Raw genomic sequence first — 16,014 nt, 5'->3', positions numbered from 1 at the left:
AATCATCTCCTGCGTAGCTGAAATATATTTATTTTAAATCATTCTTCCAAGGCTCAAGCATGCATGACTCTCTATAATTATTTATCGCATTATGTATAGTTTGTTCTGCAAGCACTGAGCAATGTTGTTTTAAAGCCGGTAATCCTTCCAGAGCTTCAATAACTGACTTGTTGGTTAATTCCCATGCCTTCTCTAAGTTTTTACCCTTTATAAGCTCTGTCGCAATGCTAGATGATGCAATAGCTGAGCCACACCCAAAAGCCTTAAACTTAACACTAGTTATTATATTATCCTCAACCTTTATATAAATTTTCATTATATCCCCGCAATTAGGGTCCCCTGCCTCTCCAATACCGTTAGCATCACCTAATATACCCATATTTCTTGGACTATAAAAATGCTCCATAACCTTATCACTATACATCATAATATTGCTCCTCCTTTTATAAACAAAATAATAAAATTATCACCTTCAAAGCTGAAATTTCACTATTTAAAATAGTTACAATTATCCACTATAAATACAGAGGGATACCTAGTTTTTTAACTAAATATCCCTCTGCCTAAATTATAAACTAAATTAGTACACCTATAAAATTTCCTCGATTATCCCTCCGCCAACTACTAAGTTTTCTGAATAGAAAACTACTGATTGGCCTTTGGTTATAGCTCTTTGTTTCTCATCAAAAACGACCTTCACTCTATTATTTTCCAAAGGAATTAAATTAGCTAATTGAGGTTTTGCAGAATATCTAATCTTAGCCGAAACTCTTAAATTTGAGGTGAGCTTATCGAAGAGAATGAAATTTAAATCTTTTGCTATAAGCTCAGTTTTAAAAATATCCTCCTCATCACCTATTATTACTTGATTAGTTAGAGGGTTAATGTCAGTAACAAAAACAGGCTTACCTACCGCTATCCCAAGTCCTTTTCGCTGTCCTATAGTATAATACACTATTCCCTTGTGTCTTCCCATAATTTCCCCTTGCTTATTAACAAAGTTACCTGGCTTTATTTCTCTACCACTATACTTCTTAATATAAGCTCCATGGTCATTATCAGGTATAAAGCAAATTTCTTGGCTGTCCCTTTTTTTAAAAACCTCTAGTCCAATTCGCTCTGCAATATTTCGTATTTCTGGTTTAGCATAATCTCCACAGGGCATTAAAGTGTGACTTAATTGCTCTTGAGTTAATGTATACAATGCATAAGTTTGATCTTTTCTATCATCTTCTGATTTTCTAAGAATATATCGATCGTCTTGTTTTTCAATTTTAGCATAGTGACCTGTAGCTATATAATCAGCCCCAAGCGCCTTCGCTTTTCTTAAAAATTCTTCGAATTTAATCATCTTATTACATACAATACATGGATTAGGCGTTCTACCTTCCATATATTCATCAATAAAGTTATCAATAACATTTGTCTTAAAAACATCCTTAAAATTCATAACATAAAAGGGTATATCTAGTACGTCTGCAACGCGCCTTGCGTCATTTGCTGCAGAAATAGAACAACATCCGCCTTCATTTTCTTCATAATCCTGATTATCTGGTGATAGCTTCATCATAATTCCTATAACTTCATATCCTTGCTCTTTCAAAAGATATGCAGCTACGGAACTATCTACTCCACCACTCATTCCGATAACTACTTTTTTCTTCATTTAATATCACCTATTCTCCGTGTACTTCACCATGTATATCGTCATGTTCTACGAAATCCCATACTTCAAGTCCAGCCTTACTTCTATAATCATTAATTGCTTTGTGAATAGCTTCTTCAGCAAGTACTGAGCAATGCATTTTTATTGCTGGAAGTCCATCTAACGCTTCAGCCACAGCTAAATTTGTAAGTGTCCATGCATCATCTACAGATTTACCTTTAATAAGCTCTGTTGCCATACTTGAAGATGCTATAGCTGATCCACAACCAAAAGTTTTAAACTTTGCATCTACTACTATATTTTCTTCTACTTTTAAATAAACTTTCATAATATCTCCACATCTAGCGTTACCAACCTCACCAATTCCACTAGCATTTTGAATTTCTCCTACATTTCTTGGGTTAGTAAAATGGTCCATAACTTTTTCACTGTACATCATATTAATTTTCCCCTTTCTTTAAGTAGTCATCCCATAGCGGGGACATATCTCTTAATCTTTGGATTATTTTTGGTATTGTTTCTAATGCAAAATCTACTTCTTCCTCTGTGGTAGCATCACCTAATGTTAATCTTAAGGATCCATGTGCTATCTCATGCTTAAGGCCTATTGCAAGTAACACGTGAGATGGGTCTAAGGAACCCGATGTACATGCGCTTCCACTTGACGCTGCAATGCCTTTTGCATCTAACATCAATAATATAGATTCACCTTCTATAAATCTAAAACATATATTCGAATTACCTGGGAGCCTTTTTGCTCCTATTGGTCCATTTAATCTTGTGTAAGGTACTTCTAATAATCCATTCATAAGCTTATCTCTTAAATACACTAGCTTTTTATTATTTTCTACCATGTTTTCTACAGCTAGTTCAAGAGCTTTACCAATTCCCACTATGCTAGCTACATTTTCAGTACCTGCTCTTCTATTTCTTTCTTGTCCACCACCATGTATTAAATTATCTATTTTAATTCCTTTTCTTACATATAAAGCTCCTATGCCCTTAGGTCCATAAAATTTATGACCAGCAAGGGATAATAAATCTATATTCATTTCTTTTACATCAACTGGAATATGGCCTACTGCTTGAACTGCATCCGTATGAAAAAGTATTTTTTTACTTCTACATAATGCGCCTATTTCTTTTATTGGTTCTATTGTTCCAATTTCATTGTTAGCGAACATTACAGATACTAGAATAGTTTTATCTGTAATAGCATTTTCTAAATCTTTAATGCTAATAAATCCGTATTCGTCAACTGGTAAATATGTAATTTCAAATCCATTCTTAGCTAAATATTCGCAAGTATGTAATACTGCATGATGTTCAATTGTTGTTGTTATTATATGATTTCCCTTTTGCTTATAAGCAGAAGCTATCCCCTTTATTGCCCAGTTATCTGCTTCAGAACCTCCACCAGTAAAGTAAATTTCATTTTCGCTGGCGTTTAGCGCTTTTGCCACCTTGTCTCTTGCGACATCAATAGCTTTTTTAGTTTCTCTTGACAAAGAGTAAATTGATGAAGGATTTCCAAAGTATTTTGTAAAATAAGGAATCATCGCGTCCAAAACTTCTGGTTTAGTATAAGTGGTTGCAGCGTGGTCCATGTAAATTGATTTATTCATTATCTTTCACTCCTTTAATTAATGTAATTTCATTGTAATCATCTACAATATCTTTTAAAGTTATTGATGACGTTACACTATCTATACTATTTTTTAATTTCTTCCATAATAATCTAGTAGCACAACAATCAATATTATTGCATGCTCCGTCTTCTAAACAATTTGACACCTCAATTGGACCTTCAAGTACATCAAGGACGTCTTGTATAGTTATTTCCTCTGGTTTTCTATTTAGTATGTATCCACCCTGAGCTCCCCTTATACTTTTAATAAGTTTAGCGCGCCTTAGTGATGAAAATAATTGTTCTAAATAATATTCAGAAATATTTTGTCTTTCTGATATGCTTTTTATAGATACAGGTTGTTCTCCATAATTTATTGATAAATCCACCATGGCTTTAACCCCATATCTTCCCTTAGTAGATAATTTCATTTAATCACTCCTTCAAAGTAGAGTGTTTTGCTATACTTTCTAAAATAATAATATCAAATCCTAGTAATGTTGTCAACTATAAATAACTCAATTTTTCATTATTATTCCTATTTATAAGCTAAATCATTGAATTATTCATTAATAATCCATATATATATCCATAATGCTCAAATTTATATATTATGAGACGTATTTAATCTTATAACTAAAAAAGTTCATATTCATCCTTGAAGTATTTAATTATATATAGTATAATTTAAAAAAAGCTTTGGAAGAATATCACCCACGTAGGTACATCACTTGCGTGGGGTTTTTTATATTTTTATAGGAGGTATTAAAAATGAAAAATGAAATTGTAAAACCATCAATTTTACCTGGCTTCATGGAGTTACTGCCAGCAGATCAAATTCAATTCAACAAATTAGCAGATACAATAAGGGAAACATATGAGAGCTTTGGGTTTATGCCCATAGACACACCAGTAATAGAGAAATCAGAAATACTCCTAGCAAAGGGAGGCGGAGAAACCGAAAAACAAATTTATAGATTTTTAAAGGGTAGTAATGATTTATCCCTTAGATTTGATTTAACAGTGCCACTCGCGAGATATGTGGCTCAAAATTTTAGTTCTTTAACTTTCCCATTTAGAAGATACCAAATCGGTAAGGTATATAGAGGAGAGAGAAATCAAAAAGGACGTTTCCGTGAATTTTACCAATGCGATATTGATATTGTTGGAAGCAACAGTTTAAGTATTTTGAATGATGCTGAAATACCTAGCATTATTTATTCAATATTCAACAATCTTGGATTTAAGAGTTTCACAATAAAAATAAACAATAGAAAGTTATTAAATGGTTTTTTTGAATCTTTAGAAATCCAAGATAAATCTGAGGTTTTAAAGACTATTGATAAAATAGATAAAATTGGAGTAACAACCGCAACCGAGGAACTCTTAAATAGTGGTTTAAGTAAAGAAGTCGTAGAAAAAATTCTTGAATTCATTAATATCAGTGGAAGCAACGATGATATTTTATTATTATTAAAGAATTTAAACATTTCTAATTCAAACTTTAAAGACGGTGTATGTGAACTTTCAACAGTTACTAAATACATTAAATTATTTGGAGTTCCTGATGATAATTTTAAAATAGATTTAAAAATATCCAGAGGCCTCGATTATTACACAGGCACTGTTTATGAAACATTTTTAAACGAATACCCTTCTATAGGATCTGTATGCTCAGGTGGACGCTATGATGATTTAGCAGGGTATTATACAAAACAAAAACTACCAGGAGTAGGGATATCAATTGGTCTTACTAGATTATTTTATCAATTAAATGAAGTTGGATTCTTTAAAAATAGCACTACCTCTTCAATAACAAAAGCACTAGTAATACCATTAGATAATAATATTGATTATGGAATTTCTCTTGCAAATGCGTTAAGAGATAAGGGCGTAATCACAGAAATATACCTTGAGGATACTAAACTTGTAAAGAAGCTTGGTTATGCAAATAAACTAAACATCCCTTTTGTACTTTTAATCGGTGAAACGGAAGCTCAAAATAAAACTGTTACTATAAAGAATATGCTCACTGGTGAGCAAATAACTTCTGATTTTGATGGTGCTCATAAAATAGTTAATATATAAATCATTAACTCACAAAAAGTAATATATTTTCGCAAAATATATTACTTTTTTTATGAAACGATCGTAGACTTTAAATCATTACCTACAAAGCTGCAATAGCTCCTCCTGAAGTTTTCTCTTTTTTTAGTCACCTTTTCTTCGTAAGACTAATACTATATACTGTAAATAATTTTACGAGGAGGATTATATGTCTAGTAAAGATAATAGTCCAAGCTACAGGGGTTTGATACTTGGCATAAACAAAAAGGTACCCCTTATATCCGGAAAAAATGTTACTGCAATTAATTTTGATAATGCAGCAACTACACCTCCCTTTAAATCTGTCATGGAAGATATTATTGATTTTGCTCCGTGGTATTCCTCCATTCACCGTGGTGAAGGGTATAAGTCTCAACTAACTACTAGATTATATGACGATTCTAGAAATATCGTCAGCAAATTTGTTAATGCTGATTTTAATAATACAGTCATTTATGTTAAAAATTCCACAGAAGCCTTTAACAAGCTTTCCACCCTATTATACGATCCATATGAAAAAAATGTTATTCTAACAACGGATATGGAGCATCACTCAAACGACCTACCTTGGAGAGATAAATTTATTATCGATTATATATCCGTAGATGCGGATGGTCGCTTGTCCTTAGATGATTTAGAATCTAAGTTAAATAAATATAATAATCATATAAAATTAGTTACAATTACAGGTGCTTCAAATGTAACTGGATATAAAAACCCTATTTATGCTATCGCTAAATTAGTTCATAAATTTGGTTCAAAACTACTTGTGGACGGTGCACAATTAATACCCCACGCTCCTTTTATTATGAGTAATAAGAATTCAGAATATAATATAGATTTTTTAATATTCTCTGCTCATAAAATGTATGCCCCTTTTGGCACCGGTGTATTAATCGGTCCTAAAAATTTCTTAGATAAATGTGAGCCCGATTTAGTAGGCGGTGGCACAGTAGATATTGTTACTCATGATTTTATAAAATGGGATGACTCTCCTCAAAGGCATGAGGCTGGTTCCCCCAATGTTATAGGATCTATAGCTCTAGCATCTGCCATTAAAACATTGAATAAAATTGGTATGGACAACGTGGAATGTATTGAAAAAAAATTGACCGCATACGCTATTTTGAAAATGAAAAATATTCCAAACTTAAAAATCTATTGTGATACTTCTAAAGGAGTTGACCGGGTTAGCATAATCCCCTTTAATATTTGCGGAATTCACCACGCCTTAGTTGCAAAAATACTTTCCTATGAATGGGGTATTTCAGTGAGAAGTGGGTGTTTTTGTGCTCAGCCATACCTTGCTAAGCTATTGAATATTTCTAATGAGTTTACACTTAATCTCATAACAAATCCTGATTTATGCCGTCCTGGAATGGTTAGAATCAGTTTTGGACTGTATAACACTTACTCAGAAATTGATACCCTAGCTTATGCTCTAAAGAAAATTTCATTAAACAAAAATTTTTATGTTACCAAATATGAAAATATGAAAAAAACCCTTTTTGATGTATAACTTCTAAACTCATTTACCGGTAATTAAAAATAATATACTTTAGTTTTATCTGAAATTACAAAAAGACAAGTCTCATTATGCGGAGCTTGTCTCTTCTTAATTTTGTTTTTATTTACCCTATAAAAATAATATTACTATAGGTATAGTTATCCCAGAAATTATTGTAGTTATAAATACGCACTGTGATGCTAGCAACCCATCTCCACCGTATTTTTCAGCCATTATTCCAGTTATTACCGCTGCCGGCATTGCTTGCAGTATAACACATATGTTAAGTAACAATTCATCTACCTTTGAAAATTTTAACACTACGTAAACGATCATTGGAACTATTAAAAGTCTAACTACTGTAGCATAGTATATAGAAAAATCAGAAAAGATATTCTTAAATTGCATTTCCGCAAGCATTGAGCCAATAATTATCATAGATATTGGTGTTGTGGTAACTCCAACTAGTTTTAGCGAAGCTTCAATAGGCACAGGTAATCTTATTGAAAAAGCGAATAAAATTATGCCAATAATTACTGCTATAAGCGCTGGATTTACCACTTCTTTCCTCATTGATTTAAAATCTTTTTCGCCAGTGTATAGCGTTATCCCTACTGTCCACACTAAAATGTTAAATGCAATATTGAAAATTGCTGCATAAAAAATGCCCTTTCCTCCATAAATGCTTTCAAGCACTGGATAACCCATAAACCCCGTATTAGAAAAAATTGTTATGAACCTAAATACTTGCTGTTTGTTTTTAGGAAGCTTAACGAAAAATATCTTACTAATAAATATTAAACTTATGTGTATTAAAAAAGAATATATTAAAATCTTTTGGGCATTATTAACCATCTCTGCTTCATATTTAATATTAAATGATGTAACTATCATAAATGGCAAAGTTATATTCAATAATAATTCCGATAGACCTTTATCAACTGCCTTATTAAGAAACTTCTTTTTCTTAGCATAAAAACCTACCGCCATAACAAAGAACAATGCGATAACTTGATTAATTAATTGGCTATTTTTCATTTTTGTCCTCCTTAGTTCAAAACATATCAGTAATTTACTATTAACCAAATAAAGGGGGACACTTATCAACTATTCATTAAAATTATACTTTTTCGCATTTAAATGTATTCCATTTTTCTTTTTTTAAAATACACCGGCTTGAGGTTACATATCTCGCATATCCTAGTAGCTTCTAAGAATCTTTTCCCAATATCCTCTGCATGATGAGCATCTGATCCTATGGTTACATATTTTCCTCCTATTTGGTTGTATGCTTTATAAATATTAAGCAAATTAATATATGCTTCCTTATTTCCTAATCTTCTAGTATTGATTTCCATTATTTTTCCATTATTTACTATAGCTTTTAAAACGTCATTTATATATTGATTAAATTCATGATAATGTATTTCCTTATCATTGAAAGTGGCATATCTAGATATATAGTCAATATGTCCTAAACTATCAATAAAGTCGTACTGTTTTATGCAATCAATCATACTTGAAAAATATTGCTCAAAAGCTTCTTTTTTAGTTTTACCTTCATAAAATTTCGGATTGAAAACATCTTCTCCTTTGGCTACATGTATAGATCCAATTATATAGTCAAAAGGATATTTACGAGCTATTTCTCTATTTTCCTCTAGGCAGATTAGTTGCATACCTATTTCAATCCCAAGCATAAACTTGCTACTTCTATACTTTTCATAATCATTAAGATATTTATTTATATCAAAAACAAAACCTGTTCCTGTTGGAAATTTCAAATCTAGATGCTCTGTAATAGTCATTCCTATTCCATTTTTCCTCGAATGCTCTAGAGCATCCTGAATCTTCATTTGGGAGTCTGAAGAAAATTCTGTATGTATATGTGAGTCAATCATAAGCCATCCTCCTAGTATTCCTATATATAATGTAAAAGCTATTATTTACTTTTATCTATTTAATTATATCATAGTTTATAAATATATAATTTTCAGTTAAATCATCTCCTGAGATTATGCACTAAAAAAAGGGATTATAAAATGTAATCCCTTCGTCTTCTTATGACTATTTAAATTTTAATAATCTACAATAAAAACTTTACCCTTTAACTCTATGATTCGTTTTTAATGTATCTCCTCCACCAGAGATTGTGGCATCATATGTTCCAGCCATAGTTCCCATGCTAACAACCCAATCAAATGTAGTAACCCCTGTACCATCAGTAGTACGCCATTGAATGACAGAGACTGTTTTATTTGCTAATTTATAAGAAGTCTTTATGTTGTATAATGTATTCGGTGTTCCTTGTATTGTTATAACACCTGTTTCTCCACGCTTAACAACTGATACCTCACTTATAATTTTTAATTGACTTTGAGATATTACAGATTGTTTTTGTGACATATTTAAATCTTCTACCATTGTTGCTACCTCAGTAGTACGATTGCACCCTATCATACACATACCTATTAATAAAACACATGCTATCTTAATTTTCATAACTCCACCTCTTCTTATATATTAAGATGCCCATATTCTTAATTATATATTTCAGTAAAATATTTTATAATTTGTAAATATATGTTATAATTTCATTTGCAGGAACAATAAAATTATAATGGGAGGATCATGTAAATGATTGAAATTTTAGATCAATTTAGCTCTACGTCTGGCCAATCTATTAAACTTATTGCTATCACATTATTTATTTTTGGAATTTTACAATGTTTCCTAGGGTATAAGATATTAAAATTTTGGATTGCTGTTTTTGGATTTTTAATATTTGGTATGCTAGGGGGATTAGTCAGCGTATTTATTATAGGAAGCTTAGGAGCGGGGATATTTTTCGGATTGCTATTCGCTATAGGAGGAGCTTTTATATCATTAAAGATATATAATGTAGGAGTTTTTACTCTTTGTGGTCTTATGGGATTTTTATTAGCTTATATGCTGACACAAAGTATTGCATTATCAATATTTACATCATTAGTGGTAGGTATTTTAAGTATATTTTTTGTAAAAACTGTAATTATTCTCTCCACCAGTGTTTCAGGTGGCTTCGCGGCTGGCATGAGTTTACTTATAATACTTAAAGCAGATAGTGATTTAGCTAATATACTTCTTAGTGTAGCCATTTCTATAGTTGGAGTATTGGTACAATTAACTTTACACAAAAACGCGACTAATTCAAATTCATGCTTCTCAAAAATTAACTCATCGCAGCCTAAAAGTCTTCCACTAGGAAATACTTTCTCTTCGAATATAAAAAACATAATAGAAATGGATAATTCCCTTGTGGCAAAAGAAGCAACTGGGGTAACTTTTGATGAAGTTTGTCAAAATCTTCTTGAAGTGCTTTATTCCTTTAAAGTCTTAAAAACTATTATGCCATTTATAGATTTCATTTTATATTTTGTAAGTTTTATATCCATTGCAATATCCATTTTCACTGACTTTATATGGATTAACAGTAGCGTAACAATATTATTGCTTGTAGGTGCCTTGTGCTTTATAAATAAAAAGTACATTGCTCTTTCTCTATCATTTGTAGTTATTACTATCTCGAAATTAATCATGTTAGCTAGCTCTTTGCCAAAAATACAGCATTCCAAATATAGTACTCCTTATGAATTAATAGACACGGCAATTATAGGATATATTGCATTTGAATCAATAAAGCACCTTTTAAAATCAGACGAGGGGATTTTATTAAAGAATAAACTACAAAATTTATTTCAAAAGCGAAATCACACTAACCATAATACTAACACATCACCTCAATCTGCAAACGGAATTAAAATCATGATAAGATGCCCAAATTGCACCGCACTTAATAGTGAGACTTCTGAAATCTGTAATAGTTGTGAATCAGTATTAATAGTTAACGATACTGCTGTGAACGACGCTGAAACCCAAGATATAAATGTGTAAAATCACAGAAACTAAAATATAAAAGTAATCAATAGTAATGTATAATGGAGTTAATATTTCTACTGCCATATTTTAATAAAGGGCACCTGCCAATAAGCAGATGCCCTTCTCTACACACAAATATTATGTTTCTATTCCCCTAGTATAACGGGAATTTGCTACATAATTGTACTACTTTTTCTCTAATTGGTTCTAAGTTTCCTTCTCTATTTTCTAGAGTTTCATTTATAAGTTCAGCTATTTTTTTCATTTCTTCTTCTTTAAATCCTCTTGTAGTTACAGCAGGCGTACCAATTCTTATGCCGCTTGTAACAAATGGACTTAAAGTTTCATTTGGTACAGTATTTTTATTTACAGTAATACCTACAATATCTAATAACTTTTCAGCTGCTTTTCCAGTAATATCTTTGTTTGTTAATTCAATAAGTAAAAGATGGTTATCTGTACCTCCAGATACTAATTTAAATCCATATTTTAAAAGTTCTTCTCCCAATACCTTTGCATTTTTAACTACTTGGTCAATGTAAACTTTGAATTCTGGTTTAAGAGCTTCTCCAAAGCAAACAGCTTTAGCTGCAATAGTATGCATTAATGGTCCACCTTGCATTCCTGGGAAAATAGACTTGTCTACTTGTTTTGCATATTTTTCTTTACATAAAATTGCTCCACCTCTAGGTCCTCTTAGTGTTTTATGTGTTGTAGTAGTAACAAAATCAGCATATGGCACTGGAGACTCATGTGCTCCTGTTGCAACAAGTCCTGCTATATGAGCCATATCAACAAACATATATGCGTTTACTTCATCGCAAATTTCTCTAAATGCTGCAAAATCTATAGCTCTTGGGTAAGCAGACGCCCCAATAACTATCATTTTAGGGTTATGCTCTTTAGCTAAAGCTCTCACTTTTTCATAATCTATAGTTTCTGTTTCTAAATTAACACCGTAAGGAACGAAGTTATATAAAATCCCTGAAAAATTTACTAAACTACCATGAGTTAAGTGTCCACCATGACTCAAATTCATACCTAATACTGTATCTCCTGGCTTAAGCACTGAAAAATATACAGCCATGTTAGCTTGAGAACCTGAATGAGGTTGCACGTTAGCATGTTCTGCTCCAAAAAGTTCCTTCATTCTATCACGAGCTAAATTTTCTATTTTATCAACTACTTCACAACCACCATAATATCTTTTAGCAGGATATCCCTCTGCATATTTATTAGTTAATATAGAACCATTTGCTTCAAGTACAGCTCTGCTAACAACATTTTCAGAAGCTATTAGTTCAATATGATCCTCTTGCCTCGCATTTTCCTCTTTAATAATATCGTAAACCTTCAAATCATTGTTTTTTAAATATTCCGTCATGTCATATCCTTCCTCTCATCTTTTAGATTAAACAATTCACTAAACCGGTTTCATTAATAATTTAAAATAAATAAGAATAATACTCTAAAATTATATAAATATGTATTATACTTATATTATAAAAGTTAATGGCATATTTATCAACAAGAATATGAAAATCTTCTAATTTTTTTAATAACTATAATTATTATAGGATTTTCACACTTCTAATTCCATGGTCATATTATACACGTTTATGTATACGTATCAATTTCCCTACTACAACTGCTAATAAATAATAATAATTTTTCAACTAATAATTATTTAATAGATTTATGGTATATAATAGTGTAGAAATTTTATTATATGCAATACAATATTAAATATTTAAGCCTTATAATAGTCTACAAAAACTAATTTTATATTGAAAGGAGATAACATGCATATTGATGATATCATTCATGTAGCTACTGAAGCTGGTAAAATCATATTAGAAAATGGTGGAGAAACCTACAGGGTCGAGCAAACAATCACTATGATATGTAAATCCTATGGCATACCAATCACTGAAAGTTTTGTTACCCCTACTGGTATTATGGTTTCCATAACCAATAGTGAAAATAAAACTATATCATTAATTAGAAGAATAAATGTTAGAACAGTTAACCTTGGTAAGGTTGCCATGATTAACAATCTATCTAGAGAATTAGTTTCTAATCCATTATCTATGAGTGATATAAGAAAAAAAATTGATTATATAAATAATTTACCACCTTATTCTCCGAAGACCACCACATTTTTTTCTGCTATCTGCGCAGGATTTTTTACTTTACTTTTTGGTGGAAATTATAAGGACTTTTTTGTAGCCCTTATAATTGGGGCACTTATAAATTGTTTAAGTTTATTTTTAGAAAAATTAGATGTAAATAGCTTTCTAAAATACATGCTTGGTGGTTCTTTGGCTGCATTCATAGCCCTCTTAGCCAAGTCTTTATGTCTAGTAGGTAATATGGATACTATAATAATAGGATCTATAATGATACTAGCACCTGGCATTGCCATAACAAATGCAATAAGGGATACTATTGCTGGTGATTTAGTTTCTGGTATCTCTAGGACAATAGAAGCTTTATTTATAGCCATTGCTATAGCTGCAGGCACAAGTATAGTTTTCAAAACATGGTTCTTATTATTTGGAGGTACTCTTATATGATTGTTAATTCTTTTTATGCTTTTTTAAGTTCTCTTAGTTTTGGAATACTATTTAATATTAGAGGTAAAAACTTAGTAATCGCCGCCCTTGGTGGAGGCATAAGCTGGTTCACCTATCTTCTTGCCTCAAGACTACAAGCTTCCATAGTTTTCTCATTATTCTTTGCCTCCATGGTTGGAAGTATTTACTCAGAAATAATGGCAAGAATATATAAAAATCCTGTGACTATATTTGTAATCTGCGCAATTATACCACTTGTACCCGGTGGTGGAATGTATTATTCTACTCTTGAGGCCGTAAAGGGTAATTTTAATGCTGCTCTATCCAAAGGTGCTGAAACTTTATTTAGCGCAATTTCAATTGCAATTGGAATTGTATTCGTATCCTCCATAAGTTCAATTTTCAAAAAAATAAAGAAGTAAAATTTAGTATCAAATTTTACTTCTTTATTTTTTACTTTAAAAACATAAGGAAAGTTGAAACTAACTCTTCGATTTTTTTTTCCTCTATTGCATCCTCTTCATGTATAAGACAGTTTTTTGTATATCTCTCTAAAACAAGAGCACCAACTTTATTCATAGCAGCTCTAGCTGCAGCAACTTGCACCAATATGTTTTTGCAGCAAGCTTCGCTGGAAACCATCTTTTCAATACCTTTAACCTGACCTTCAATTTTTCTTAGTCTCACTTGGATATCTTTTACTAATTCATCATTCATTGTTTTTTCTTTTTCATTTATCATTTTACCACTCCCCTATACAATATAGTGGACAATTGACAGTTAGTCACAAACAAATAAAAAATAAGCCAGTATCCTATTTCTCCGTGGCTTTTTTGATACCAAGTTCTTTAAGCTGTTTATCATCAACCATATTTGGAGCTTCACTCATTGGACAGTAGGCATTTTGATTCTTAGGAAATGCTATTACATCTTTAATGTTTTCAGTTCCTGCTAAGAACATTATCATTCTATCTAGTCCAAAAGCAAGGCCGCCGTGTGGTGGTGGACCGTATTTGAATGATTCTAGTAAGAATCCGAATCTTTCCCATGCTTTTTCCTGCGTAAATCCCAAAACTTTAAGCATAGTTTCTTGCAGTTTAGAATTATGTATTCTAATACTTCCTCCACCTAATTCTTCTCCGTTTAAGACTATATCATAAGCTTTAGCACGAACTCTGCCTGGCTCACTTTCTAGATACTGTAAATCTTCATCCATTGGCATCGTGAAGGGATGGTGTGCAGCAACATATCTATTTTCTTCTTCGCTATAATCAAATAATGGGAACTCTGTAACCCATACAAAGTTAAATTCTTTATTATCTTTTAAAATTTCAAGATCTTTAGCTACCTGTAATCTTAATGCCCCTAAAGACTGCAATGCAACGCTATCTTTGTCTGCAACAATAAGTACTAAATCTCCAGTTTTGGCGTCTACCTTATTTATAACAGATTGCATTTCTTCATCACTTAAAAATTTAGATATTGGCGATTTAATTCCATCTTCTTTATATGCAATCCAAGCAAGTCCTTTTGCTCTATAAGTCTTAACAAATTCACCTAATTTGTCTAACTTCTTTCTTCCCATATCTGCAGCATTACTAACCTTTATAGCTCGTACGCTGCCGCCATTATCTATGGCACCTTTAAATACTACGAATTCACATTCTTTTACCTCTTGGGTAATATCTTTTATTTCCATTCCAAATCTTAAATCTGGTTTATCTGATCCATATTTATCCATAGCTTCTTTATATGTAATTCTTTTTATAGGAAGTTTAACATCCTCATTTACAACTTCTTTAAATACTTTTTTAATTAAAGCCTCATTAACAGCTATAACATCTTCTTCTTCAACAAATGACATTTCTATATCTATTTGTGTAAACTCTGGTTGTCTATTTGATCTTAAATCTTCATCTCTAAAACATCTTGCTATTTGGAAGTACTTATCATATCCAGACACCATTAATAATTGTTTAAACAATTGTGGTGATTGTGGAAGTGCATAGAACATTCCTTTATAATTTCTGCTTGGGACTAAATAGTCGCGAGCACCCTCTGGAGTACTTTTTGTGAGCATAGGTGTTTCTATTTCTAAAAAACCATTCTCATCTAAAAAATCGCGAACAACCTTAGTTGTTTTATGGCGTATCATAAATATTTTTTGCATATCTGGTCTTCTTAAATCAAGATATCTGTATTTTAGACGTACGTTTTCTGAGGCATCTAAACCTTCTTTTATATATATAGGCGGAGTTTCTGATTCAGATAATATCTTTATGTTTTCACCTTTAACCTCTACAAGTCCTGTAGGCATATTTTCATTTGGAGACTGTCTTCTAATAAGTTCCCCAGTTACAGCAATACAGTATTCTGGTTTCACTAAATCTGCCTTTTGAAAAGCCTCTTTATTTATTTCTTCTCCAAATACTAATTGTAATAAACCTGTTCTATCTCTTAAGTCTATAAAAACAAGTCCTCCTAGATTTCTTTTTCTTTGAACCCAACCCATTACTGTTATTTTATTTGATATATGCGATTCCCTAAGATCACCACACATATTGGTTCTCTTTAAACCATCTAATGCTTCTGCCATTTTACTTCCTTCCTCTCT

16 protein-coding genes are annotated in these 16,014 nt (G+C 31.5%); 5 read left to right on the top strand and 11 right to left on the bottom strand.

Annotation, left to right across the window (positions count from 1 at the left end; translation table 11 throughout):
• Window positions 1-28: 28 nt before the first annotated feature.
• From nifU (ACWJKE_RS03020) to ACWJKE_RS03000, 5 genes are all read right to left on the bottom strand, one after another.
• The gene (nifU, locus tag ACWJKE_RS03020) at window positions 29-424 is read right to left on the bottom strand and encodes a Fe-S cluster assembly scaffold protein NifU (protein WP_187351419.1); all 396 of its coding nucleotides are present in this window, start codon (window positions 422-424) and stop codon (window positions 29-31) included.
• Window positions 425-589: 165 nt separating this feature from the next.
• Window positions 590-1,666: a tRNA 2-thiouridine(34) synthase MnmA gene (gene mnmA / locus ACWJKE_RS03015; protein WP_165412749.1), complete on the bottom strand. Its 1,077-nt coding sequence runs from the start codon at window positions 1,664-1,666 to the stop codon at window positions 590-592.
• Between the two features lie 10 nt (window positions 1,667-1,676).
• On the bottom strand, window positions 1,677-2,105 hold the full coding sequence (gene nifU / locus ACWJKE_RS03010) for a Fe-S cluster assembly scaffold protein NifU (protein ID WP_165412750.1): 429 nt from the start codon (window positions 2,103-2,105) through the stop codon (window positions 1,677-1,679).
• Between the two features lies 1 nt (window position 2,106).
• On the bottom strand, window positions 2,107-3,291 hold the full coding sequence (nifS, locus tag ACWJKE_RS03005) for a cysteine desulfurase NifS (RefSeq protein ID WP_216302804.1): 1,185 nt from the start codon (window positions 3,289-3,291) through the stop codon (window positions 2,107-2,109).
• On the bottom strand, window positions 3,284-3,724 hold the full coding sequence (locus ACWJKE_RS03000) for an RrF2 family transcriptional regulator (protein ID WP_165412752.1): 441 nt from the start codon (window positions 3,722-3,724) through the stop codon (window positions 3,284-3,286). The genes nifS and ACWJKE_RS03000 overlap by 8 nt, the downstream gene beginning before the upstream one ends.
• Before the next feature lie 340 nt (window positions 3,725-4,064).
• Here ACWJKE_RS03000 and hisS point away from each other — a divergent pair, with 340 nt between their 5' ends.
• Together hisS and ACWJKE_RS02990 are read left to right on the top strand one after the other, a co-directional pair.
• Entirely contained in the window at window positions 4,065-5,381 is a 1,317-nt protein-coding gene (hisS, locus tag ACWJKE_RS02995) for a histidine--tRNA ligase (protein ID WP_220320208.1), read from the top strand.
• A 187-nt stretch (window positions 5,382-5,568) separates the two neighbouring features.
• Window positions 5,569-6,918: an aminotransferase class V-fold PLP-dependent enzyme gene (locus ACWJKE_RS02990; RefSeq protein WP_165412754.1), complete on the top strand. Its 1,350-nt coding sequence runs from the start codon at window positions 5,569-5,571 to the stop codon at window positions 6,916-6,918.
• 117 nt (window positions 6,919-7,035) lie between these two features.
• Here the strand turns inward: ACWJKE_RS02990 and ACWJKE_RS02985 are convergent, their stop codons facing one another.
• From ACWJKE_RS02985 to ACWJKE_RS02975, 3 genes are all read right to left on the bottom strand, one after another.
• On the bottom strand, window positions 7,036-7,944 hold the full coding sequence (locus tag ACWJKE_RS02985; protein WP_216302801.1) for an AEC family transporter: 909 nt from the start codon (window positions 7,942-7,944) through the stop codon (window positions 7,036-7,038).
• 98 nt (window positions 7,945-8,042) lie between these two features.
• Window positions 8,043-8,807 (bottom strand): histidinol phosphate phosphatase, encoded by a 765-nt coding sequence (locus ACWJKE_RS02980; RefSeq protein WP_220286575.1) that lies wholly within the window; start codon window positions 8,805-8,807, stop codon window positions 8,043-8,045.
• A gap of 199 nt (window positions 8,808-9,006) precedes the next feature.
• Window positions 9,007-9,408, bottom strand: coding sequence for a hypothetical protein (locus tag ACWJKE_RS02975; RefSeq protein ID WP_216302799.1), 402 nt, complete (start codon window positions 9,406-9,408; stop codon window positions 9,007-9,009).
• A gap of 135 nt (window positions 9,409-9,543) precedes the next feature.
• Between ACWJKE_RS02975 and ACWJKE_RS02970 the strand changes: the two genes are divergently transcribed.
• Window positions 9,544-10,839, top strand: a complete 1,296-nt coding sequence (locus tag ACWJKE_RS02970) for an ABC-2 transporter permease (protein ID WP_216302798.1) — start codon at window positions 9,544-9,546, stop codon at window positions 10,837-10,839.
• Window positions 10,840-10,978: 139 nt separating this feature from the next.
• Here ACWJKE_RS02970 and ACWJKE_RS02965 read toward each other — a convergent pair whose 3' ends face one another.
• Window positions 10,979-12,208, bottom strand: coding sequence for a serine hydroxymethyltransferase (locus ACWJKE_RS02965; protein WP_216302797.1), 1,230 nt, complete (start codon window positions 12,206-12,208; stop codon window positions 10,979-10,981).
• 418 nt (window positions 12,209-12,626) lie between these two features.
• On the opposite strand from ACWJKE_RS02965, the gene ACWJKE_RS02960 reads away from it, so the two are divergent.
• Entirely contained in the window at window positions 12,627-13,400 is a 774-nt protein-coding gene (locus ACWJKE_RS02960; RefSeq protein WP_216302796.1) for a threonine/serine exporter family protein, read from the top strand.
• Window positions 13,397-13,822, top strand: coding sequence for a threonine/serine exporter family protein (locus ACWJKE_RS02955; protein WP_216302795.1), 426 nt, complete (start codon window positions 13,397-13,399; stop codon window positions 13,820-13,822). Before ACWJKE_RS02960 ends, ACWJKE_RS02955 begins: the two co-directional genes overlap by 4 nt.
• 31 nt (window positions 13,823-13,853) lie before the next feature.
• Here the strand turns inward: ACWJKE_RS02955 and ACWJKE_RS02950 are convergent, their stop codons facing one another.
• Window positions 13,854-14,141 (bottom strand): metal-sensitive transcriptional regulator, encoded by a 288-nt coding sequence (locus tag ACWJKE_RS02950; protein WP_216302794.1) that lies wholly within the window; start codon window positions 14,139-14,141, stop codon window positions 13,854-13,856.
• A gap of 73 nt (window positions 14,142-14,214) precedes the next feature.
• A complete protein-coding gene (gene aspS, locus ACWJKE_RS02945) occupies window positions 14,215-15,996 on the bottom strand; it encodes an aspartate--tRNA ligase (protein ID WP_216302793.1) in 1,782 nt (593 codons plus the stop codon).
• Between the last annotated feature and the right edge of the window lie 18 nt (window positions 15,997-16,014).

The sequence above is a fragment of the Clostridium sp. CM036 genome (assembly GCF_055081135.1).
Note: the sequence above shows the minus strand (reverse complement) of the source record. Positions and strands in the feature narration are given on the sequence as shown.